Raw genomic sequence first — 24,298 nt, 5'->3', positions numbered from 1 at the left:
AACAAGATTTTTACCAATTACCCATTACCTAATGCAAAAAGTGGCGTACACCAGTGAGAACCATTAATAATCCCAGTTCGTTAGCGGCTTTGATAGAATCCTTATCCTTGAGACTGCCTCCGGGTTGGACAATGGCGGTAATTCCGGCTGCTGCGGCGGCTTTAACGGTATCATCGAAGGGGAAGAAGCCGTCACTAGCGAGGAATGCTCCTTGGGCTTTTTCTCCAGCTTGTTCGAGAGCGATTTTTGTCGAACCGACACGGTTCATTTGTCCAGCCCCGACACCTAAAGTTGTGCGATCGCTCGCAATGACGATAGCATTAGATTTAACGTGCTTGCAAACTTTCCAAGCAAACAGTAATTCTGCTAACTCCCAGGGAGTAGGTTGACGTTCAGTGACAACTTGCCATTGACTAGGATCAGCAATGATATCATCAGCAGATTGGACTAAAAACCCACCAGCTACAGCTTTCACAGTTTCTTTTGGTCCAGTCAGCAAATCTGGTAAAATCAAAACTCGGACATTGCCTTTTTTAGTTAAAATTTCCTGAGCTTCCTCGTCACAACCAGGAGCAACTACGCACTCTAAAAACGTCTTCGTTAATTCCGTCGCTGTCCCTGCATCAATAGGACGGTTTAAAGCCACAATTCCCCCAAAAGCCGAGATAGAATCAGCATTAAAGGCTTTTTGATAAGCGTCAAAAATTGTGTCTGCTTCCGCAGTTCCACAGGGATTAGTATGTTTGATAATTGTCGCCGCAGGACTGGTTGTAAATTCAGCAATTATCCGCCGTGCAGCTTCCAAATCTACCAAATTATTATAACTGAGTTCCTTACCTTGCAGTTTTGTCGCTGCTGTCCAACCTGTAGCTTCACTTCCCGTTTGATACCATGCTGCGGGTTGGTGAGGATTTTCTCCATAACGCAAAGATTGGAGTTGTGTACCGGAAATGGTAAATTCTTGTGCTTGTGTGCCAGCTAAATAAGATGCTATGGCATTATCATAACTAGCAGTATGCAAAAATCCCTTTAAAGCACATTTTTGGCGAAACTCTAAAGATGCCTCTCCATTTTGGCGTAATTCTTGCAAATACTCACCATATTGAGCAGGATCACATAATACCGTCAAATGGGCGTAATTTTTGGAAGAAGCCCTTAACATAGCCGGGCCACCAATATCAATTTGTTCCACCGCGTCAGCTAAAGTCACACCTGGTTTAGCAATGGTTTCTGCAAAAGGATAAAGATTAACAACGACTAAATCAATGGGACGAATTTGATTATTTTCCAAATCTGTGACATCTTGCTCCACATCTCGCCGTGCTAAAATCCCCCCATGAATGCGAGGATGAAGAGTTTTCACCCGACCGCCTAAAATTTCCGGTGAACCCGTATAATCAGAAACCTTAGTAACTGGTATGCCGGCATCTTTCAGGGTTTTGGCTGTTCCCCCACTGCTGATAATATCAAAGCCAAATTCTTCAACCAAACTCCGGGCTAAATCAATTACACCAGTTTTATTAGATACACTCAGCAGGGCTAAACGCGCCATAATTCCCTAGATTCCTTTGGACTAAATTGCAAACAGAAGAACATTTTACCGAAAGGGTGTTAAAAGTTCATACCAAATTAAGATAAAGCTGTATAAAAGCAGATTTATAGAATTTTGAACGCAGATAAACGCAGATAAACGCGGATGAATGAATGGATCTGATGATTCTGTGCCACCTCACATAAAAATCATGTGACATACTCCACACACTCCCTTTCAGGTGAGTGTGGGCTTCTCAGCGACTCTTCTATGAAGACATTGACTGAGCTTTAAGACCGTGTGTCCCACGGTTCTTGATATTTATAGCCGCGTTCAAGTCCCTACACAAACTCCCATGACATGCAGGGCAGTTGTGCATTCTTTGAGATAGCGGCTTTTTAACTTTGTTACCACAACTAGAACATTCTTGGCTTGTCCCGTTGGGATTTACAGCAACCACCTTCAGCCCAGCATTTTCGGCTTTGACTGTTAGTATTGAAATAAATTGTCCCCAACCAGCATCGTTAATACTTTTTGCCAATCTTGTTCTAGCAAGTCCCTTGATGTTTAACTTTTCAACAGCTACTACATCATACTTGTTCAGTAGATTGTTTGCAGTTTTAAAATGAAAATCTTTGCGGGTATCTGATACTTTCTTATGTTGAATACCCAGTTTTTTAATCGCTTTTTTACGACGATTAGATCCCTTCTTTCTGCGAGAAACACGACGTTGTGCAGATTCTAATTTGCGTTCAGCTTTGCGTAAAAACTTAGGAGCGGCAATTCTTTCATCATCTGAGGTGACAATAAAATCTATTAAACCTGGTTCTTCCGTACCTGTTATGCCAAATATGAGTTTATTTACCCCACAACCCATATAAATAAAGGATTTTATTGTTTTTGATACCAAATTTGTCAAAATAAACAATAAATTAACGTAAAATCCTTATATAACAAGGATTTTGGGATTTAAAAAAATAATTTAGCATAACAAGTACCGAAGAGCCGATATATTAAGATATATATAGTAAGAGGCTATGAAAATATATTGAAAATCAAAATTTACCAGAAGAATAAAAGAGTGTTCGTTTCCGACCTGTTCCCTTCTCTCGTGCTACGCACATTAGTCAGGGAACTGTCGTCAACTCACGCGCCATTCATCCCACGCTCCTAAGAGCGAGCGTGGGGCTTCTGTCGGGAAAGCTAAAATAATTAGGGCTTTATTCTCAAAAAACTGGATAATTCGGGCAGAATCCAAACAAAGTTATTATGAATAGTGTATAGAAAACCGGACTTGTACTAGCTTCGGTCTCAATAGCAAAGGTTTAGAGATGTTTACTTCATCGGAAACTCCTATAATTGCAGCCATTGTGCTGATAGCGTCCGGCATTTTAGGCTGGGGCTTTTATCGTGCCAGACCTTTTGGTAAACTAGGCATCCTCGCCTGGTTACAATCTGTTGTCTTAATGACTCCCTGGCTTTTGTTCTTTGGATTATTTGCCGCTGGGATTTATATCAATATTGTTGGTATCTTGTTCTTGGTGGTAGCTTCCGCTGGATTGTATATTTTCCTGGGTAGAAAATTACGGGAAGCCGGTCAAGATGCTATTCTCAAGCAACGGGCAACGGACAGACTTGCAGCCCAAGGTGATAAAGACAGTTCCGTTGCAGTATCAGAACTGCAATTAGAACCAACACCCATACCCGAAGCAGATTTAAGTCTGATTAGAGGTATTTTCGGCATTGACACATTTTTTGCCACAGAAACTATTCCCTACCAAGAAGGAGTGGTTTTTAAAGGCAATTTGCGGGGAGAACCAGAAGCGGTTCATAACCAACTAACAAAAAGTTTACAGGAACGCTTAGAAGATAAATATCGCCTATTTTTGGTAGAAAATACTGACGGCAAACCTGTCATAATTATTCTCCCTAGCCGCACTGACCCCCAACGCGCCCAATTGGCACAAAAAGCTTTTGCAGTGATTTTGTTCATTGCAACTATCGCTACTAGCTTAGAGGTGGGGGGTATATTACAGAATTTCGATTTATTTAGTAACCCGGAACGCTTTGCAGAAGCTTTACCTATTGCTTTGGGTTTATCGGTAATTTTGATCTCTCACGAAGTTGGACATTGGTTGTTAGCGCGTCGTCACCAAGTTAAATTAAGTTGGCCGTTCTTTTTACCAGCGGTGCAAATTGGTTCTTTTGGGGCAATTACTAGGTTTGAATCCCTTGTCCCTAGCCGTAAAGCCTTATTTGATATTGCTTTGGCAGGACCCGCTTTTGGGGGGATTACTTCTTTGTTATTACTGGTGATAGGGTTGCTACTTTCTCACCCAGGGAGTTTATTCCAATTACCCAATCAGTTTTTCCAAGGTTCAATTTTAGTCGGTAGTTTGGCACGGGTTGTCCTTGGTTCGGCTTTACAATCTCCGGTGGTGAATATTCATCCTTTGGTAATTATTGGTTGGTTGGGATTAGTTATCACTGCGTTGAATTTAATGCCCGCTGGACAACTAGACGGGGGGCGAATTGTCCAAGCGATTTATGGACGCAAAACCGCAGGAAGAACCACTTTTGCCACGATAGTTTTACTGGCTATCGTATCATTAGGTAATCCTTTGGCGATGTATTGGGCAATTGTGATTTTGTTTTTACAACGCGATTTAGAGCGCCCCAGTTTGAATGAAATTAGTGAACCAGATGATGCTAGGGCGGCTTTATGTCTTTTGGCGTTGTTTTTGATGATTGCTACTCTTTTACCTTTAACTCCGGCTTTGGCTGGGCGCTTGGGTATCGGTAGTTAGGAATTTTGGCGTTGCTGATTGAAATAATATATCTCACGCAAAGGCGCAAAGGCGCAAAGGTTGAATTTATTAATTTCAATTCGGCAATGTCAGATTTTTTAGGGTTTCCAATTTGCTAATAGGTTGTAAGCATTCAGCCGTCAGCGAACAGTGATCAGCATTCTGAATATTACAGCAAATTGTCATCAAACCTGGAACAAGAACCCCACCCCCAACCCCCTCCCCGCAAGCGATGAGGGGGCTAGGATGTACACCCCTAAAATGTGGTTTTAGCTGACTGCTGACTGCTGACCACTGATAGCTGAATGCTTACAATAGGTTGGGGTAATTGGTGGGTGTGGGGAAGATTTTTTGCCATGTTTGTTGGCGTTGTTGGGGTTTTTCTTGGCTCATGTTCCAGAGGGTTTCGTAGAAGAAGAAGGAAACGCCGGCAAATTTTCGCTCTCGCACTTTTTCTATTTGGGTTTTGATTTGTTCCATTGAAATTGAGCGATTTTTTAACCCACTTAAAATGCCAATGCTGACGGGAATATGAGTTTGGGCTTGTTTGACTTCTGGATATTCTAATTCGTTGATAAAAACGTTTAAATCATTGCGATAAATCTGTATAACTAGGTCTTCAACTATTCCCATTCTTTCCCATTTCTGCCAATCCGCTAGGAAGTATTCGTAGGAAAAACGCTGGGGATTAGGAGCAACGGAAACGATACAATCTTTTTTATTAGCTTTAATTACTGTAAATACCCGTTTCATAAAGTCGGTAATTTTGTTCGCTCTCCAATTTACCCATTCTGGATCTTTGAAGTCTGTGGGAGGAAGTTTTCCTTGGTGTTCTTTTTTGTATAATGCTGTGGTGTAGGCATCATATCCTAGTTCTGATGGTAATCCGAAATGGTCATCAAATTGAATCCCGTCAATGTCATAGTTTTTGACTATTTCTACTATCAAATCTTGGATAAATTGTTGCACTTCGGGACGAAAGGGATTTAACCAAACTCGGTTATGTATGCCTTCTTTGACTATTTTTGTGCCATCTCTGCGGTTTGTCAACCAAGTAGGACGATTTTTAGCGAGAAGTGAATCAGCAGGTGCCATAAAGCCAAATTCAAACCAGGGTATCACTGTTAAACCTTGTTTATGTCCCTCGGTGACTATCTCTTTGAGCATATCTCGCTTTTGGAGTCCGGGGGTAGGGTCAACTGCTTTACCAATGACTTTGGCTGCGACTTTGCTAGGATAAAGGGTATATCCCCAATTCCAGACGGCGGGATAAACGGTATTAAAATTAAATTGCTGTAATGTTCGTAAACTTTGTTTTAGTCTGTTGCTCTCAAATAAAACGTCACTATCAATATTTGTTAACCATACTCCCCGTAATTCTGTGGATTTAGGAATTTGAGCATTTAGGGGGAATGATAGCATGAGGAAAGCAACCATACTCACGGCCATCATAGCTGCTAAAAATCCCAGTTTTCTAGTTTGACGTTGCCATTTTAGGAATATTTTTTTCATTGGTTATACTATTTTAGATTGTTAAATTTACTGTATTATGCTTTGTAGTGTAATGCACCATTCTAAATCTTGACCTACTAAGTAGGTGGACACAATAAAACCAAACTGTGTAAAGAAACGTAAAATCGCTGAAAACTTCTTCACTCTTGCCTCTTGCCTCTTGCCTTTTGCCTTGCCATAACGACAATTTTCAACGCCAACCTACTTACATCGTTATAAGTCTCACAAAAATGCACAATCGGGCTTAAAAAAATGGCGTGTGATTTGTCTACGCAAATATAGTGTTTATTTATGACCCACAGTTACACAACGAAATACCAATGTATTTCCAAAGAAAATAAGCTAGAATCGGGACGACACGAAAGGACAGTGGGTGGAAAATATAAATATGGCAATTACAGTAGAAAAATCACTTAATTTGCAAAATGGTCCTAATTGGCCATCCTTTGAAAAGTTTCGCACAGAAGGTGGAAAAGCTCTTGAATCTGTAAAAAGTGGGACAGTTGCCACATTAAATACTAAAACTGGACAATACCGCATTCTTGAAGAACAGGATTTTCAAAGTCTATTAGGTTTAGCTCGTGATGTTGATCGTTTGCGCGGAGGGTTGCGTGTAATATCTCACTCTGTGCGTGTTGTACAAAAACATCGTGATGTTGAGAGCATTGATTTATTAATAGAAGCAATTGCTATGTTAGGAGGTTTACCTGAACTTCCAACTCGTAGTAGTTTCGGGCCTTTAATGCCAGAGGATGGTATAGATGTAGATGAGGATGATGAAGTAAATCTTGATCCCAATACAATCAAAAGACCTGAATTTTAATCAAAATTCTCAGCAGATATGCCAAAGAAAATTAGAGACTTGAAAAGTTTATTGTTACAGGCTGGGTTTGCTTATAAACCTGCCAAGGGAAGTCATAGCAAATGGATACATCCAAAATTATCACAAGCTATTATTATTGCAGGTAAAGACAGCAATGATGCTAAACTCTATTTAGAAAAGCAGGTAACGGAAGCATTAGCAGAACTAAAAAAGATTGAAGCAGATGAACAGGAGAAACCAAAAGAATGAAATATACAATAATTATTCAATGGTCTGAAGAAGATAAATGTTATGTAGTTTTATTACCTGATTTTACTAATGTAATGCAGCCTTGTACTCATGGCGAAACTTACGAAGAAGCTTTAAAAAATGGTCAGGAAGTCTTAGAAATGTTGATTGAGTCATGTTTAGAAGATGGTGAACTGCTTCCCGAACCGCAAGTTTTAGGCAATTTTTTGAAAGTGGCGTAATTTTTACATTGATGTAGGTTGGGTTGAATAAAATGAAACCCAACATTGATTAATTACAGCTTCAATAAATAAGTGTTCCTAAACAATCTTTGATAAAATCAATAATGATCTTAAAATCAACAAAATCATCAGCCTGTTTTCTTTGTTCACAAATCCATTTACAAAATTTCATTTTTTGAAATTCTTGAATTTGGTTTTCTTCTCCATAATCACCATATTTGGTTTTTGGTAAATAAAATTCTTCTGTGAATAAATGATCAGGAAATAGATTTTCAATTCCTTTTTTGACTTTTCGATTCTTTTGTTGAGGGATTTTTCTGATTTTCAATAATTCATGATTTTCATTAGATTTATCGGTATCACAATCATAGAGTAGTAATACTTTTCTAGTTAAGAATTTAGGGTTAGAAAGCAGAACATCTCTGGTATTTTTCAACCCACCATCACCAGTATTTATACTTTTTCCTTTACCTATAGAAATTCCTACCCATTCAATATCAATTTGTGCTAAAATTTCCTTTTCTCCTAGTAATGCTAAGGCAGTTTTAATATAAATTGGGTCAGTTTCTCCTTCTGTTAAAACTAGAGGTTTAGTACCTTTTTCAACAGTAGCTTGGACTTCATCTTTGACTGCGTTAATTTTCTTGCAATAGTCGTAAAACATCTCTCTACCATGATGAGACATCAAATAACTACAGTAATCTTCCCAGACCTGAATAGACCAATGATCTAGTGTTTCTCTAAGATATTGATAATTAGGATTTTCTTCACCATAACGATAATTTAAAAACTGCTGAGGATAACTAACTTCTGTCTCAACAACTATATTATTTTGTGCCATGATTCTTAATAACTCAATTCCTTCTGCTCCCAACATTCTGAGGGTTTCAATTACATAAGATAAATGAACAGGATTTGATGAATCTGCAACAACAATAATACAAAACCCTACGTATAGAGGATTTTTGTATTGTCCATTAAATAAACCTTGTTTAAAGCCATTAATAATATCTTGTGCTGAAACCATATCAATCCACCAATTAGGAATTGGTTTATTATTAAATCCATACACACCACACATTACCCAAAAACTACCCACAATGTTTTTAGGATATTCTTCCAGTAATGATGTTCCTCTACGAATAGAAGGGATACCAATTTCAGGTAAATGCACAGTCATTTTCAAAAGTCCTATAAAATAGAAAAACGTGATTTAGTTCTATTAAACAACAAAATCAAACAAATAATGCGCCATTTGCAATTTAGAACAAGCTGGAATTTCTACCTCTCTCCCTTCTTTATCTAAAAACACCCCTTGATTATTATCAATAACTCAAAGTTTATGTTATAGTGTACTCAAGTGTACACAATTTGTCAATTCACTATTATGGACATCCAATCTGTAGGAATCAAAGAATTTCGCGCTAATTTACATAAGTACACACAACAAACGTCTGAACCAATCGCAATTACTTCTCATGGAGTCCCAATAGGTTACTACATACCAACACAACCTACTCCTCAAAAACAAGATTTAATGGCTTTACAAGCAGCAGTCCAAAAAATCCAACAATTGCTGGAAACAAGAGGTATTAATGAAGATGAATTATTTGCCGATTTCCAGAATGCTAAAGAAAGTACAATATAACGATGAGAAAGTTAATTGTTCTGGATACTAATATTCTGATTCGGGCAATATTAGCAGAACGTGTTCCCAACTTATTAGACAAATACCATTATAACTGTAGTTTTGTTACTCCCGCTTGTTGCTATGATGAGTTAAACGAGCATTTACCCAAAATTTTACAAAAACGGAATCTTTCTTTAGATCCATTCTTAGATGCTATTGGGAAACTGACAAAGGTAGTCATACCAATAGCTGATGAAATTTATAGTGAATATGAGTATGATGCTAAACGGCGAATACAAGAAAGAGATATAAAAGACTGGACAATAGTTGCGCTTTCTCTGTCTTTAAATTGTCCAATATGGACGGAAGATCAAGATTTTTTTGGAATTGGGATTGCTACATGGAACACTCGAAATGTAGAGATTTATTTAAGTAGTAATTAATTCTGTAGTGGTTGGCATAACGATAGAATTTCATTCCATTAAACAACAAAATCAAACAAATAATGCGCCATTTCCAATTTAGAACAAGTCGGAATTTCTAACTCTCTCCCTTCTTTATCTAAAAACACCGCTTGATTATGATCACTCCCAAAACCACTGTCAACTTTATCAATAGGATTTGCGACAATTGCATCTAATTTCTTTCTTTGCAATTTCTCCCGCGCAGGTGTAATAATATCCCCCGTTTGTGCTGCAAAACCAATTAAATATTGATGGGGTTGTTTGCGATTTCCCAGTTCAGCAACAATATCTGGTACTGCTGCTAGAGGAAGATTTTCAGGAAGCGATCGCTTGGGCAATTTTTCGCTACTATAATCTTTAGGCTTTACATCTGCAACTGCGGCTGACATGATAATGATATCTGCATTGGCTAAATGCTTGAACATCACCTGCTGCATTTCCTCTGCACTCACAACCGCAATTGCTTCTACTCCCAAAGGTACATCCCAATTCGCAGGACAATGGACTAATATTACCTTTGCGCCTCTGTGCAGTGCTGCCTGTGCCAAGGCTAAACCCATTTTACCAGTTGAGGGATTGCCAATAAATCGCACCGGATCTAAATATTCTCGCGTTCCCCCAGCACTGATTAAAACCTGTTTCCCTGCTAAATCTCTGTTTCCTTGGGTGTGTAATAAAGATTGAATATAAACAAATATTTCTGCCGCTTCTGCCATTCTACCAGCACCAATGCGATCGCACGCCAATAAACCAGAACCAGTTTCCATACCATAAAATCTACTATCTGTCAATAGCTGCCGCCAATTTCTTTGTACCGCCACCTGTTCCCACATATCTGTGTTCATGGCTGGTGCTAACAATACGGGACAGGTAGAAGCGAGGACTGTATTTGTTAGTAAATTATCTGCCATACCATAAGCTAACTTAGCTAAAGTATTAGCAGTTAAAGGCGCAATCACAATCAAATCAGCCCATTCACCCAACTCAATATGTAATGGACGAGCATAAATTGGTTGCCAAAAATCATCATCTATATAAGCTTGATGACGGGATAGAGTGGCTAAAGTTAAAGGAGTAATAAATTTTTGAGCAGATTTAGTGAGAATAACTCGCACTTCTAGCCCAGACTTAAACAGTGTAGAAACCAATTCACAAACTTTATAGGCGGCGATACCACCGCCTATAGCAATTAGGACTCTTTTTGATTGGGGATTTATAGATGATGGCATTATCTCTTTATTTTAATTAGTATTTTAGGAGGAACTTGATTTTCAGTAATCGGAAATCCATGATAGGTAGGATAACCCTGTTCATCAAAAGTATTATCTGAATGAAACACATAGAATTGATCTGTTTCTTTATGAAATCCATAACGTTTTTCACTATTTTCATTACTATTCCCCACAGAAATATTTAAAACTTTTTGAGCTTCTTTATCTGTTAAATTCATAGGAGTAGCATTTTCCCAATATCCTTTAGGATCATGTTTAGAATGAAGTTTATAACGAGGATATATTTTTCTAGCTTGTTTAATTTCAGTTAAATTTTTTATGCTTCTATTTTCTAGCGAACTTGTACCTTCTTGAAATTCAACTTCAATATTTTCTTGAATAAAATCAGGATTGTTTTGTAAACTAATTAATATTCCTTGAAGTTGAGCAGCACCAGCCAATGAAGTTGATGAAACACATTTTTTTTGATAAAAACATTGACAATCATCTATTAAATTTTGTAAATCTATAAAAGGACCTTTACTTAAAAGTCTCAGTAAAATCATTGCGATTTTTTGCTGCTCAGATTTTTTGGATTTAATTGTGGTTAAAATCCATTCATGTACTGTTAAATTTGCAGATAATTTTTGAGAAGCAAAACTACTATGAGTTTGGATGGGATCACCATTTTGAATCACACTGATTTCTTGAATGATTTCTAAAATATTTTTTATTAATTCATCAGCTTCATAATCATTTGCAGCTTGTCCAATAAAAGAAAGCTCATTAATCAAAAAGTGCATTTATAATAACTCCATTAAATCCTTCTCAGCTTGATCAAAAAAACCATCCGGCCATTTATCAATTCCTCCATCTGGATAAATTCGAGGTGTAATGATATCTGTTGTTGGTTGTCCTTTTTTTAAATATCTTTCAAAGTAGTTAATTTGTACTTTATCCGCATCAAGTTTCTTATATTTTACTGCTTTACGAATACCATTTAAAACATGATCGCTATGAGTTTCTAAGATTATTTGAATACCACAACTTGCTGCTAATGCAATTAATTCTCCCATTTTAGATTGTCCTCTAGGATGAAGATGAGCTTCTGGATTTTCTAACAAAATCAATGTATCTGAAGCAGCAGACAATATAGCCACAATAATCGGTAGAATGTAGATAATTCCGAAACCTACATTAGTTAGACGATAAGAATTATTGTCTTCATAGGAACATTGTACATTTACTAAATCCATTGCTGAATGTAATCCTATATCAATTCTTGTTCCAGGACTGATTTCTCCTAACCAGGCTTCAACTTGACTTTTTAAACTATCAGACTGTGCTGATGGATGTGATAGTTGATGATGTGGAATTTTTGCATATTCATTTATAGATAAAAAATGAGCCGTAAATTCACCTTGACTTCCAATCTGTTGATGTTGTTTGACTTGAAAATCAGACATTTGGAAATAATTTCTAGGTGCTATTCTTTCTGCTTTTAAATAATGAAATTTATCTGTAAAAAGACTTGAATTATAAATTTCTACATTAGCATTTGACAATGAAGATATTTGCATTACATCTGATTGACGATCATAATCGAAAACCCAAGTACCTTTAATCTTATTATTCATGACAATTTCCAAAGTGATTGAATCTTCTTTTGCTCTCTTAAACAGAGCATCTTTGGCTGTGCCTATAGAGACTAAATCACCATTTAGTGCTAAACCTACATTATCTAATAAATTCTGTTGAAAGGATTGACGTAGTAGTAATAGAGATTGAAGTAAGGAAGATTTACCAGTGCTATTTAGTCCAGCAAGTAATGTTAATGGTTTTAAATAAAAAGACTGATTTTCAAATGGTTTAAAATTTTTTAAAGTCAAAGAACTTAACATGATAAAACCTCTTGAACTATTTGATTAGTTTCTTCAAACCTATATTTAACTTTATTAGCTGCTTGAGATATAGATTTGTTAAAATCACTATCTTCTTGCATTTTTTGAATAAATTTTTCCTTCAACATTTCTTTATTAATTATTAATTTTTCAATTTGTTGATAATTTAATTGACTTAAAATAACAGACCATGATTCAAAAAGGGCTTTATTTACAGGAGAGCTTGAGGATTTACGAAAAGCAGTATTTCCAAAAATATTATAAGCTGCTTCCATTGATATCATAAACTTATTTTTTAGCTCTTCTATTAAATAATCATCTAGTTTATTTAATTTTTCCATTGCTTCATTTAAAAAATAATTGCGCCCTTCATCTACTGGATAGTTCTCATAATGTGTTAATGCAAAAGCAATAAAACCTATCACAAATTCATGATCATCTCTCCTTTGTTTTTTCTTTACGCTTAGATTTATTACTTTTTTAAAGTCTGATAATTCAACAAATATTTTCAAAACTTCTAATGATTTCCCTGGATTCATTGCTTGGCGTAATTCTTGGTTATTAAGAGGTAATCCACCAGTATTAATTCTTTGAAAAATATTATATTTAAGCTTAGAAGGAGTTCCTGGTTCGATTAAACAGACTGTTAACTCTGTTTCTTCTATTCTTCTTTGATAAGAACGAGGTAAATCATTATATTTCTTGTTTTCTAAATCTTTAAGAAATTGCAATTCAGTTAATCTGAGTTCATCATCAAGAATAAATTTTTTAAATGTACTAATTCTTTGTAAACCGTCTATTACTAACCATCTATCATCATTAGTAGCATCTATATAAAATGCAGGAAGTGGAATTTTAATTAAAAGAGATTCAATTAAGCGACTTTTATTTTTAGATGTCCAAATACCAGCATGACGCTGAAAATCAGGTGCTAAATCAATTTCATCATGTTTAATTCTTTTCAGTAATAGATCCATTGTCATGAGTCTAGTTTTTACTCTAATTTTTGTCGAATCAAAGGGTTCTAAATTTTCATCGTCATCTTCTTGTTGAAAATTAAAATCATCATCTAAATCATCTTCTTGATCTAGCAATTCCATCTGTTGGTTATTGAGTTTATTTGTTTCCATTGTGACAACCGATCCTAAGATTTACTTGGGCAGAATTAGATATCATTAAATCATAATACCAAACAAATTATTTAGGCGTTGATTGAATAGAATTTTCAACTACGTATGAACAGTAATCTCACTTAGTTGTGAAAGTTTTATTAAATTGGCTATCGAAGCCAAACGCATCTAAATTAAATTAGACGTAACAAATCAGGATTTAGCAATGCTAAACCCTGAGCGACTCCTGAATTTTTCCCTACAATCTTTAGGCTTCGTCGTAAGCTTCTAAATCTAAGAGGTGGATATAGGCTTCAACTAACTCTGGACGCTGAAAAGCGATCGCCCGCAATAGATGCCAATCATTCAAACCCTCAAAAGCATTACTATAGTTATCTAATTCCAGACGTGTAGCCAAATCTTTTACCTCTGTCGCCGTCATAGCAGAAATTTCTGTTTTGGAAATGCTTAGAGTTTTCATAATGCTTGCCCCTCCCTTTTGCAGCGCTTACATTCAGCTTAGGGTGGAGTTGCTTCCACCTGTTCTATCTTACTCATTAACGAGCATGAAATTTGTAAAAATTCTTGTGATTTTTACCAGAATTTGGAAAATTTTTGTAACTAAACCTAACCAATTGTGTTAAGAACAAAAGTTCGTAGCACTTCTAACATTTGTAAATTAATTTCATGTCCCGTTGCAAATTCATGATACTCCACAGCTACGCCTAGAGATTGTGCCATTTCTCTCGACTTAATCGCCGCTTGTAGGGGGACTACTTCATCCCTTGTACCGTGCATGATTAATGTCGGCGGAAAATTGCCTTGATTCAGCGTTGCTACGTCAGGATGTAGATAGCCACTTATCACTACCAACCCAGCCAGGGGTAAGCTTAATCCTACATCTAAAGTCATCGCCCCACCTTGAGAGAATCCGCTCAAAATTGTGCGTGATAACGGTACACCCGTATTACTTTCTAAAGAGAGCAACCAATCTATGAGTAGTTGTTTACTTTGGGTTAATCCATCATACATATTTTCTGTCCGCAGATCATACCATGCCTTACCCGTATCAGCATAAGGATAAGGATAGGGAGCATTGGGGAGAAGAAACTCGTAATCAGGTAAATTGACATAAGGAATCAAAGATGCAACATCTTGGGCATTTGCACCCCAACCATGTAAAGTAACGATTAAAGCATCTGGTGTTTTTCCTGCTGGTGGAGAAACTCTGATGAAGTCTAATGTTTGAGTCATGGGTAATTGAGTTAAGAATTAATGCAGATACAGTATACCGCGTCTTAATCCAGTACACATTTCCTAACTTTTTTCGTTCTTCTGGAAGTTTTTATATTTTGCCGTATTCACAGAGTGATATTGCATAATGACAGCATGAATTATGCTTTGCGCCAAGAAGCAAAGGCGCAAAGTTTAATACCAATTTTATGTGAGGTTACACAGAATTATGAAATCCATGAATTCATCCGTCTCTATCTGCGGTCAATAAGTCCCGAAATTTTATTCTATGCAGCTTAATCTTAATTTACACTCTCCCTTGGGGTATATATTAAATAGGGAAGTAAAATAAAAAAATAATATTGGGATGGGGATATGGTGACATTAAATATTGATGATTTACAAGAAGTTGATAAATTTCGGAATTTACAATTAACATTACGCGATCGCTGGCAAACTAGCGAGTTATTCGACAATAGTGAAGCGGATATTTTAATTGTTCCTTCTTTGAGTATAGATCAAGGAGAATTACTCAAGGTAGAAGGATGTGAGCATTATGAAGAAAGATTACTTTTCTCCTTAATGCGGTTAAGAAATCCCCGCACTAGGTTAATTTATGTGACATCAATGCCACTTCATCCTAGTATTATTGATTATTATCTGCAATTACTTCCGGGTATTCCTTTCTCTCATGCTCGTCATCGCTTATTATTACTTTCTACCTATGATGCTTCTTTAAAACCCCTCAGTCAAAAAATATTAGAACGTCCTCGATTATTGGAAAGAATTTACAAGGCTTTGCGCTTAGATAAGGCTTTTATGGTATGTTATAATTCCACTTTTTGGGAAGCGCAATTATCTTTAAAGTTGGGTGTACCTTTATATGCTGCTGCACCAGATTTGCAAATTTGGGGAACAAAGAGCGGCAGTAGACAGATTTTTCAAGAAAGTAATGTCCCACTTCCCGACGGTAGTGAGTTAGTCAGGAATTGTGAAGACTTAGCAAATGTTGCGGCTGATTTATGGGAACGTCAACCGACATTACAAAGAATGGTAATTAAGTTGAATGAAGGTTTTTCTGGGGAAGGGAATGCACTGTTAGATTTACGGGAAATAATGGATGTTGCACCGGGAAAAGCTGATCATAGTCAAAGAGTAACAGCAATTAGCGATCGCTTACTGCATTTACGGTTTCAATCTTTACAAGAAACCTGGGCAAATTTTTCTCGGCGCATTCCTGAATTAGGGGCAATAGTGGAAGCTTTTATCGAAGGAGAAATCAAACATTCACCCAGTGTACAAGGCAGAATTACACCCAATGGAGAAGTAGAAATTATTTCTACCCATGACCAAATTTTAGGCGGACCAGACGGACAAATTTATATAGGTTGTCGCTTTCCTGCGGATGCAAATTATCGCTGTGAATTACAGGAATTAGGTTTAAGAGTTGGAAATAAATTAGCGGAAAAAGGAGCTTTAGAAAGATTTGCCGTTGATTTTGTCACTGTAGATCGAGGTCATGGTAAATGGGATATTCAAGCCATTGAAATTAATCTTCGTAAAGGGGGAACAACTCACCCATTTATGACTTTAAAATTACTAACTAATGGACGTTATGATTTATCCACTGGATTATTTTATAGTCAACAAGGCAGACCTAAATATTATATTGCCACAGATAATTTACAAAAACCTAGTTATCAGGGATTATTACCTAATGACTTAATGGATATTATCGCTCACCACAGGTTACATTTTGATAGCGGCACAGAAACAGGTACAGTTTTTCATCTCATGGGTTGTCTTTCCCAATTTGGTAAATTAGGATTAACCAGTATTGGTGATTCACCCCAAGAAGCGGAAGATATTTATCACAAGGTTATTGAGGTTCTTGATCAAGAAACCAGCGGTGATCATAATAATCATTCTATCTTTACTGATTATAATTTTCCCATCACTGGAGATGGATATAGTTGCTAATAAAAAGATAAAATTATGACATCAGATCATTTTCAAATTATCTTATCCTCTTGTTGGTTAGCTGGTTTGCTTGTATCTATCTAAAGACATTTAAAAGCTAATAATTTTCTACAAAAGAGCTTGAATATAAAAGTTTTTTGCTTGATTTACATGAATATCTAGAACTAAAGTGAAATAGACGCTAAAATCGATCCAGCCTTTGTATTTTCGTGGTTTTGACCCAGATAACTCAGAGTGCGGTTCACTGCATAAATCCCCATTGTCAACGTCCTTATCCTCAACCTTGGGGAAACAAATTCTGTAACAGTTGTGGCGCACCGCTGCATCTGTTAGACCGCTATTTCTCTCTTAAACCTCTCGGTGCGGGGGGATTTGCCCAAATTTACACAATTTGGGATGAAAAGACACAGACAGAAAAAGTGCTAAAGGTGCTAGTCGAAACTTCACCCAAGGCGCTGGAATTATTTATTCAAGAAGCGGAAGTTTTAAGTAGTTTCCGCAATTCTGGCGTGCCTAAAGTTGAGGCTGATGGCTATTTTCAAGTTAACTTAATTAATCCTAAACCCCATCAATTACCTTGTTTGGTGATGGAAAAGATTAATGGCTACACTTTAGAAGAGGTATTAATAAATTATCCTCAAGGTTGTTCCGAAGATTTGGTAGTCGGTTGGTTTATTCAAGCTGTATTGATTTTACAGGAGTTACATAAACGCCAAATTATTCACCGCGATATCAAACCTTCTAATTTGATGTTGCGGACTTCCACACCAGTATCTCCTGCCAAAAGTGATCAATTGGTGCTAATTGATTTTGGTGGTGCTAAACAATTTAGTGGGTCAGTTTTGCGATCGCAGCCCACTTCTACACGCTTGTACTCTGCCGGCTATAGTCCCCAAGAACAAATTCGCGGCGGTAATATTGGACCAGGGGCAGATTTTTATGCGTTGGGACGGACAATGATTCAACTACTTACCGCCAAATATCCATCCGAATTGGAAGATAGTTTAACTGGAAAATTGCGTTGGCGTAATTATCGAACAATTAAACCAGATTTAGCGGATTTAATTGATGAAATGGTAGAAGATGATGTGCGATTACGTCCAGCCAATGCAGCTATTATTCATAAACGCTTACTAAGTATCGCCTCGTCATCTTCACAGCCAGGTTTATTCAGCAGTCCGGGTAAATCTGTTGTCCAATCAATCACTGAATTTACCCAAGCTATAAGTAATACTACTTTATTAATAATTCAGGGAATATACAAATTTTTATCCGCCTGTTTGGCGACTGTTTGGGTAATGATACTGACAAGTATCTGCGCGGGAATCGGGACTATAATTGGTTTTGTCCTGGCTTACCATACCAGTTTAGGCGATCGCTGGCTAGAATTACTAACCTATCCATTACCAACATTAGTCCAAAAACAACCTTATATAGCCGCAGAAAGTATAGTTTATGGTTTTGCAGGTTTGGGAACAGGTTGGGGATTAACCTTATCAGGGTGTTTTGGGCAAAAGCGGCGGTTTCTCATCACAGCCTTAATGGGCTTAATTGGCTACAGTTTAGGCTGGATAGCTTGTCAATTCATCACCACTCCAAATCCGGCGGAAAGCTTAGTCACATGGATTTTAATCTCACTTCCCCTATTAACCCTTGGTTTAGGTCTTCGCAGTCATCAAATCGCCTACGCTGTCATTGCAGGTTTAGGAAGTGCCAACCTCATAGCCATTTTCGTGCGTTTAGGGTTAGGACTACATTTATTCCATTTTTCCAGTCAACCACAAGGGCTGGATATATTTTCACCCATAGGTTTTTTTAGTTTAGTGAGTATCTTAATCAGCTTTTCCCTGAGTATAAGCCATTACCTAATTGTCCCTTGCTTACGCTGGTTAGGTTGGCGATAACAATTAAAAATTCTTGAAACCCTTGTAGAGACGTTCCATGGAACGTCTCTACGATCTTTTTAGGAGATGTCTTTTGTAATCCCCCTAGTGGAATATTTTTATTTTTATATAAGATTCCTACGGGCAAAAACAATACTAAAATAAAGATAATACCCTAAAACAGAGCTTTTTGCCCAGTTTATCACTAATATGAGTAATACCAATTTTTGGAAACCTGCTTACCAGCGATTCAAACCAGAAGAACCTCTGGCTACATCTGAAGAGTTGCAAAATTTCTACGTCCCCAGAGATAATAGTCCTGTAGACCAGCTTGTTAGTTTATTGGAAATGGAAGATGATCCAGCAAAATTTTTACTGGCGGGTCATCGAGGTGGCGGTAAAACTACTGAACTGCGACGATTAGAACAAAAATTAGGAAATACACATACTGTTATTTGGATAGATACCCAAACAGCGTTAGATAGATATAACATTGGCTATGCTGAAGTTGTAGTTTTGATTGGTTTGCAAATTGCACAGCAAGCTATTAAATCTAATTGGTTATTTAAAAAAGATGGTTCTTCGGTTATTTTTATGGAAACCCTGGTTCAAAATCATTGAAAGCCCTATTGTGTAGGCATTTCATTGAAAATATGGAAATAATTGTTTATAACCCTTGTCCCGTAAGGGTTTTGTTATCATCAATCCTCAATCACCATAAAAGAGACGCAAGAGCCAAAAAGATAAATTATTAACAAGATTACAGGACGCACTCAAGACAGTAGTTTATCAAGATAAAGGTACTCATACTGAAGGTTTGGGAATGCCAGAATTTATCGAAAAAGCAGGATTAATTCTCAAACGTGGCTTAACTAGAGAAATAACTAAAACCGTTAATGTTCGTCCAAAATTAACGGAAATTATTGATAGCGTTAATGAGATTATTATCGCTGCTGAAAAAGAAAATAACCAAAAATTATTTATTATTGTTGATGGACTAGATAGACATGATTTAGTTACAGCTTTGGATATGTTTTCTAGTTCATTGCTGACAGAATTAAGCTGTCATATTATCTATGCAATTCCCATTGCTTTGCGATATTCGCCGAACTTTAGACAACCAATGGAAAGCTTTCAAAAATGTTTGGATTTGAATAATCCTCCCGTTTTTGAATGTGATAATAATCTATGTCCTACAAATAACCCTGATCATATAGGCAGACAAACTCTCGTGAATATAATTAATAAACGTCTCGATAGCTTAGGCTATGATTATCAAGGTTTATTTACACCTGATGCCTTAGAACTGATTTGTGAAAAAAGCGGTGGTGTGATTCGAGATTTAGTGAGATTAGCGCGGACTGCTTGTGAAATCGGACTGCGAAAAAGATTGAAGTTAGTAGATTTGGACACTGCAAAATCAGCAGTGCAAGAAGTTCGCAGAGAATATAATTTAGATGATTATCAATATCCCGAAATTCATTCAGTACATATTACTGGAAAGTTAACCTCTAAAACCCATAGTTTACCACAAAAAGGCGAATTTATTATTTGTGATGAGCTTTTACAAAACAAACTCGTTTTGGGTTATTACAATTCTAGACAAAAATCTTGGTTTGATATTAATCCTATTTTGATAGAGGATTTACAACGTTGGCAAGAAGCTAACAATTTTCTGTAAAAATGTAACTATTCTAGAAACCTTACTATAGAAAATTGCTGGCAAATGAAGTATAGAAATTAATAATAAAACTCTGGTGGGGTGGGCATCTTGCCTGCCATTGTGTATGGTCATGAAACATCCTGTAATTTAAACTGGTGCTAACTATGCTTTCTGATGACTCCAATTATATTTTGACCGAAGCTGATAAAGAAGAATTAGAAAAATTAGTCAGCATCTTAGAACTTTCCAGTGGAACAACAATTATTTTTGCTGTTGCACCAGAAAGTAGTCCTCAACATTTGGTTGTGCAACAGCTACAAGAAGATTTAAAAAAATGCGAAGAAAAATTTACTTTTGACAACTTTTTTTATAGTGAAAATTCTTTTCATAACTTCTTATATAGTTTAGATGAAAATGTGCAACCAGAGCGCAAATTAATTATGGCATTTGGTCTTGATCAATTGCCTACAGATAGATTGTTTAGAGAAATGCAGTGTTTAAACTTAGGACGAGAAGAGTTATTTGGTAGAAACTTAATATTAATTTTTTGGTTGAATCAAATTAAATTTTTAGATGAGTTTCGTCACCGTGCGCCGGATTTTTGGGATTGGCGAGAAAAGGTAGTACAATTTGAAACTCGTAATCCCTTACTTTATCCTTATTTAGAATGGCTAATTGCTGAAAATTCCTATCTCAAAATGAGTGGGGTAATGCAGGTAAATCGTCAAGTTGATATTTTCCTTGACCAGATTTATGTTTCCCTGCAAGCACAACGACGACAAGAAATCATTGATACTTCTGCAAGTAGAGAAATTGAAGCAGTAACTGTTTTAAAATCTCCCTCTAATTTTAGTAGAGGTAAAGGAACAGGAATTGATTTCGATGATAGGGATGAAACTGAATATTATCAACCTGTACGAGAAAAAATCACATCTATATCTAGTACCAAAACCATTACAGAAAAGGTTGAATTATCCCAGGCAGTCAAAGCAAATTCTTACAGCGTAATTTTAGGCGCTCCTGGTGCGGGTAAAACTACTCTTTTACGTTATTTAGCTCTGCATTTTGCCACAGCTAAAAGGGATGATCAAGAAACGGTAATTGGTGGGGAAGCAAAGGAAGATTTAGGAAAAACTCTCCTTCCTATTTTTTTTCGTATTGCTGATTATGCAGAAAAACTAAAACAACAACCAAATTTAACTTTAACTGAATATTTACGCCAATTTTATCGTCAGTGGGAAGCTCATTTTCAAACACAAGGAGAAATGGGAACTGAGGTATCAGCATTTTTATTAGATGCTATGCGTCAGGGAAAATGCTTGATGTTGCTAGATGGTTTAGATGAAGTATTTGATCAGGAAAGCCGCAGACAAATTGTAGAATCTATTAATCAGTTTGTTAATGATTTTTCTAATAATAAATATGTAATTACTAGCCGCATTGCTGGTTATCGTGATGTGCAATTAAGCAGCCGTTTTGCTGAATATATGATTGAAGATATGAGCAGCGAAAAGGTAGAACAGTTTTTATATCGTTGGTGTCGCACAGTAGAAAAAGCACAACAACCAGATGCTAATGAAGAACAATTACAAAGAAAAGGAAATGAGCAAGCACAAAATATTGTAAATGCAATTCAAGAAAATGAAGGTGTAAAACGTTTAACAGCAAATCCCCTATTGTTAACTATTTTGGCACTGATTCACCGCAATGGGGAACGTTTACCTAACCGTCGGGTGAGGTTATATGAATTAGCAGTGCAAACTTTGATAGAAGATTGGCAACTTAGTAAAAAATTACCAGATGCTCCAAAAGTCGTATTAAGAGAAACTGAAGTAGTTGAACTTTTAGCACCTTTAGCATATTGGATGCACGAAGAAAAGCCTTCTGGTTTAGTAACAGAAACGGAAGTGCAACAGCAACTAGCAACCAAAATGGCAGAACTAAATGATGCTGAACCAGAATCAGATTTAGTGCGTCAAGCTGTAGGAGAATTTCTGCGGAAAGTGAGAGAAACAACAGGTTTATTTGTGGAACGCGCACCTGGTGTTTATGGTTTTATGCACTTGACTTTTGAAGAATATTTTGCCGCTCGTTATATTGCAGGTAATGATCAAAATGAAATTTTACAACTGATTCAAAAACACCTGCATGAACCCCGGTGGAATGAGCCAATTTTATTAGCTTTAGGATATTACGGAGACTATTCTACTGGACAAGTTAAGAAACTAGTAGACAAATTATTTATCAATTTACAAGACTATAAACCCACACTCCAATATGGTGAGATAAAAATTAAAACTTCTAGTTCTGCTCATGTAATTATTATTTATTTAAAAAGAGTGGAGGAGTCTGTAGAAAATTTACAAGAAACAGAATTTAAACTGCAAGACTTATTATTCGCAGGACAAGTTATTGCTGAAGTTGAAATTACTCATGTTGCTATTAGAAAAAATATTATTCAACAGTTAATTTTTACCTGTATTGGTATAGATGATGATTTTGAAACTGAGACAATTAAGCAAATTTTAAGAACTTTGCGGAAAATTGAGCTATTTTATCAAAAAGGTGAAGTCATAGCCAAATTAACAGAAGTAGCTAATGATGTAAGCCTATCTCAAGAAATGCGAATTAAGGCAAAAACAGCTATTCTGTATGTTGCTTGTGGTCAATCAGCAGGATTAGTTAATTACGCTACAGAAATTATTAATCAATTAGAGCCTTCACTGTTTGGTAGTATTAAGGATTTGGTTAAAGAACTAGGTGAAGAAATAACACCTGCTTTAGAAATTAACCGTCAGTATTATAATAATGAAAGTTGTCAAAAATCTTTAGTTTTTCTTACAGCTATGTCCTATGTAAGAAAAGAAAATTATGATAAAGCTATCGAAGTTTTTGAGTTATTAACCGAGGACACAGATAGTATTCTTAGTCCTTATATAGCTTGGTCTGTAGCTAATTGTTATCAAGAAAAAGGTGAATTTGATAAAGCAATTGATTATTATCAAGAATGCTTTGATAAATTAGCTCGATATATTGAACCTTCAGCTTTTATACTTTTTTGGAATAATCGAGGTGTTTGTCACAGATTACATGAAAAGTATGAAAAAGCTTTGGACTGTTTTATGCAAATGCTAACTATTAGTAAAGAGACTCAAAAAACTCAAAGTGAGTCATTAGCTTTATATCACATAGGTAGAACTTATCAAGATTGGGAAAAATACGAACAGGCAATAAATTACTACGAACAAAGTCGGGAACTTTATCAACAATTAGGTAAGGAAACATCTGTAGCTAATATGTGGTATTGGCTGGCTGATTGCTATAAAGAAGGGGGTAAATATGAACAAGCAATAAGTTACTACGAACAAAGTCGGGAACTTTATCAACAATTAGATAAAGAGAAAGATGTAGCTGATTCGTGGTATTGGATGAGTGAATGCCATAGAGAATGGGGAAAATATCAGCAAGCTGTTGATTGTGAAAACCAAGATTTAGCAATTCGTCAGCAGTTGGATGACCAAGATAGAATTGCTCTTGCTTATTTTCAGCTAGGAAGGATTTATCAAGGTTGGGGTAAATACGAACAAGCAATCAGTTACTACGAACAAAGTCGGGAACTTTATCAACAATTAGATAAAGAGAAAAGTATAGCTGGTGCGTGGTATTGGATGAGTGAATGCCATAGAGAATGGGGAAAATATCAGCAAGCTGTTGATTGTGAAAACCAAGATTTAGCAATTCGTCAGCAGTTGGATGACCAAGATAGAATTGCTCTTGCTTACTTTCAGCTAGGAAGGATTTATCAAGGTTGGGGTAAATACGAACAAGCAATCAGTTACTACGAACAAAGTCGGGAACTTTATCAACAATTAGATAAAGAGAAAAATGTAGCTAATCAGTGGTATAACCTAGCTGATTGCTATAGAGAATGGGGAAAATATCAGCAAGCTGTTGATTGTGAAAACCAAGATTTAGCTATTCGTCAGCAGTTAAATGACCAAGATAGAATTGCTCTTGCTTACTATCAGCTAGGAAGAATTTATCAAGGTTGGGGTAAATACGAACAGGCAATCAGTTACTA

General features: G+C 36.4%; 20 protein-coding genes and 1 pseudogene. 11 read left to right on the top strand and 10 right to left on the bottom strand.

Annotated elements, in window-relative coordinates:
• Positions 1–28: 28 nt before the first annotated feature.
• Both purH and AN486_RS13180 read right to left on the bottom strand, forming a co-directional pair.
• The gene (gene purH / locus AN486_RS13185; protein WP_053539240.1) at positions 29–1,552 is read right to left on the bottom strand and encodes a bifunctional phosphoribosylaminoimidazolecarboxamide formyltransferase/IMP cyclohydrolase; all 1,524 of its coding nucleotides are present in this window, start codon (positions 1,550–1,552) and stop codon (positions 29–31) included.
• Positions 1,553–1,799: 247 nt separating this feature from the next.
• Positions 1,800–2,354: pseudogene (locus AN486_RS13180) on the bottom strand (RNA-guided endonuclease InsQ/TnpB family protein); the annotation flags it as partial.
• 508 nt (positions 2,355–2,862) lie between these two features.
• Between AN486_RS13180 and AN486_RS13175 the strand changes: the two are divergent.
• Positions 2,863–4,338, top strand: a complete 1,476-nt coding sequence (locus tag AN486_RS13175) for a site-2 protease family protein (RefSeq protein ID WP_290600996.1) — start codon at positions 2,863–2,865, stop codon at positions 4,336–4,338.
• Between the two features lie 309 nt (positions 4,339–4,647).
• Here AN486_RS13175 and AN486_RS13170 read toward each other — a convergent pair whose 3' ends face one another.
• On the bottom strand, positions 4,648–5,850 hold the full coding sequence (locus AN486_RS13170; RefSeq protein ID WP_053539243.1) for a glycoside hydrolase family 10 protein: 1,203 nt from the start codon (positions 5,848–5,850) through the stop codon (positions 4,648–4,650).
• A gap of 388 nt (positions 5,851–6,238) precedes the next feature.
• Here AN486_RS13170 and AN486_RS13165 point away from each other — a divergent pair, with 388 nt between their 5' ends.
• Genes AN486_RS13165 through AN486_RS13155 form a run of 3 tightly spaced genes read left to right on the top strand, consistent with a single transcriptional unit; the run spans position 6,239 to position 7,143 of the window.
• Positions 6,239–6,673, top strand: a complete 435-nt coding sequence (locus tag AN486_RS13165; RefSeq protein WP_039201802.1) for a hypothetical protein — start codon at positions 6,239–6,241, stop codon at positions 6,671–6,673.
• Positions 6,674–6,691: 18 nt separating this feature from the next.
• Complete coding sequence (locus tag AN486_RS13160; RefSeq protein WP_039201800.1) at positions 6,692–6,922, top strand: type II toxin-antitoxin system HicA family toxin; 231 nt, start codon at positions 6,692–6,694, stop codon at positions 6,920–6,922.
• Positions 6,919–7,143, top strand: coding sequence for a type II toxin-antitoxin system HicB family antitoxin (locus AN486_RS13155; protein WP_039201799.1), 225 nt, complete (start codon positions 6,919–6,921; stop codon positions 7,141–7,143). The genes AN486_RS13160 and AN486_RS13155 overlap by 4 nt, the downstream gene beginning before the upstream one ends.
• A gap of 61 nt (positions 7,144–7,204) precedes the next feature.
• Here AN486_RS13155 and AN486_RS13150 read toward each other — a convergent pair whose 3' ends face one another.
• Positions 7,205–8,323 (bottom strand): hypothetical protein, encoded by a 1,119-nt coding sequence (locus tag AN486_RS13150; protein WP_190382110.1) that lies wholly within the window; start codon positions 8,321–8,323, stop codon positions 7,205–7,207.
• A gap of 207 nt (positions 8,324–8,530) precedes the next feature.
• On the opposite strand from AN486_RS13150, the gene AN486_RS13145 reads away from it, so the two are divergent.
• Both AN486_RS13145 and AN486_RS13140 read left to right on the top strand, forming a co-directional pair.
• Positions 8,531–8,791: a type II toxin-antitoxin system Phd/YefM family antitoxin gene (locus tag AN486_RS13145; protein WP_190382111.1), complete on the top strand. Its 261-nt coding sequence runs from the start codon at positions 8,531–8,533 to the stop codon at positions 8,789–8,791.
• A 2-nt stretch (positions 8,792–8,793) separates the two neighbouring features.
• Positions 8,794–9,216: a PIN domain-containing protein gene (locus AN486_RS13140; protein ID WP_190382112.1), complete on the top strand. Its 423-nt coding sequence runs from the start codon at positions 8,794–8,796 to the stop codon at positions 9,214–9,216.
• Positions 9,217–9,254: 38 nt separating this feature from the next.
• Here AN486_RS13140 and coaBC read toward each other — a convergent pair whose 3' ends face one another.
• The 6 genes from coaBC to AN486_RS13110 all read right to left on the bottom strand — a co-directional run bounded on the left by coaBC (position 9,255) and on the right by AN486_RS13110 (position 14,712).
• Positions 9,255–10,466, bottom strand: a complete 1,212-nt coding sequence (coaBC, locus tag AN486_RS13135) for a bifunctional phosphopantothenoylcysteine decarboxylase/phosphopantothenate--cysteine ligase CoaBC (protein WP_190382113.1) — start codon at positions 10,464–10,466, stop codon at positions 9,255–9,257.
• Positions 10,466–11,251 (bottom strand): hypothetical protein, encoded by a 786-nt coding sequence (locus AN486_RS13130; protein ID WP_027404892.1) that lies wholly within the window; start codon positions 11,249–11,251, stop codon positions 10,466–10,468. Before AN486_RS13130 ends, coaBC begins: the two co-directional genes overlap by 1 nt.
• A complete protein-coding gene (locus AN486_RS13125; RefSeq protein WP_290600990.1) occupies positions 11,252–12,349 on the bottom strand; it encodes a DUF3696 domain-containing protein in 1,098 nt (365 codons plus the stop codon). It lies immediately after the preceding gene.
• Positions 12,343–13,479, bottom strand: coding sequence for a DUF262 domain-containing protein (locus AN486_RS13120; protein ID WP_290600988.1), 1,137 nt, complete (start codon positions 13,477–13,479; stop codon positions 12,343–12,345). The genes AN486_RS13125 and AN486_RS13120 overlap by 7 nt, the downstream gene beginning before the upstream one ends.
• 247 nt (positions 13,480–13,726) lie before the next feature.
• A complete protein-coding gene (locus tag AN486_RS13115; RefSeq protein WP_015078552.1) occupies positions 13,727–13,939 on the bottom strand; it encodes a DUF2555 domain-containing protein in 213 nt (70 codons plus the stop codon).
• Between the two features lie 146 nt (positions 13,940–14,085).
• Positions 14,086–14,712 (bottom strand): alpha/beta hydrolase, encoded by a 627-nt coding sequence (locus AN486_RS13110; protein WP_053539249.1) that lies wholly within the window; start codon positions 14,710–14,712, stop codon positions 14,086–14,088.
• A 354-nt stretch (positions 14,713–15,066) separates the two neighbouring features.
• On the opposite strand from AN486_RS13110, the gene AN486_RS13105 reads away from it, so the two are divergent.
• From AN486_RS13105 to AN486_RS13085, 5 genes are all read left to right on the top strand, one after another.
• Positions 15,067–16,671 (top strand): peptide ligase PGM1-related protein, encoded by a 1,605-nt coding sequence (locus AN486_RS13105; RefSeq protein ID WP_053539250.1) that lies wholly within the window; start codon positions 15,067–15,069, stop codon positions 16,669–16,671.
• A 215-nt stretch (positions 16,672–16,886) separates the two neighbouring features.
• Entirely contained in the window at positions 16,887–18,575 is a 1,689-nt protein-coding gene (locus AN486_RS13100) for a serine/threonine-protein kinase (protein ID WP_290600985.1), read from the top strand.
• 189 nt (positions 18,576–18,764) lie between these two features.
• On the top strand, positions 18,765–19,175 hold the full coding sequence (locus AN486_RS13095) for a hypothetical protein (protein WP_290600984.1): 411 nt from the start codon (positions 18,765–18,767) through the stop codon (positions 19,173–19,175).
• Positions 19,176–19,377: 202 nt separating this feature from the next.
• Positions 19,378–20,235 carry a hypothetical protein gene (locus tag AN486_RS13090; protein WP_290600983.1) on the top strand — a complete coding sequence of 286 codons (858 nt, stop codon included), beginning with the start codon at positions 19,378–19,380 and terminating at the stop codon, positions 20,233–20,235.
• 146 nt (positions 20,236–20,381) lie between these two features.
• Positions 20,382–24,298: tetratricopeptide repeat protein (locus AN486_RS13085; protein ID WP_290600980.1), on the top strand; the 3,917-nt coding region annotated here is incomplete at its 3' end.

This window comes from Anabaena sp. AL93 (assembly GCF_001672085.1).
In the GTDB taxonomy this organism is placed as follows: Bacteria; Cyanobacteriota; Cyanobacteriia; order Cyanobacteriales; family Nostocaceae; genus Dolichospermum; species Dolichospermum heterosporum.
The sequence above is the reverse complement of the archived record's forward strand: the minus strand, read 5'-3'. Positions and strand labels throughout refer to the sequence as shown.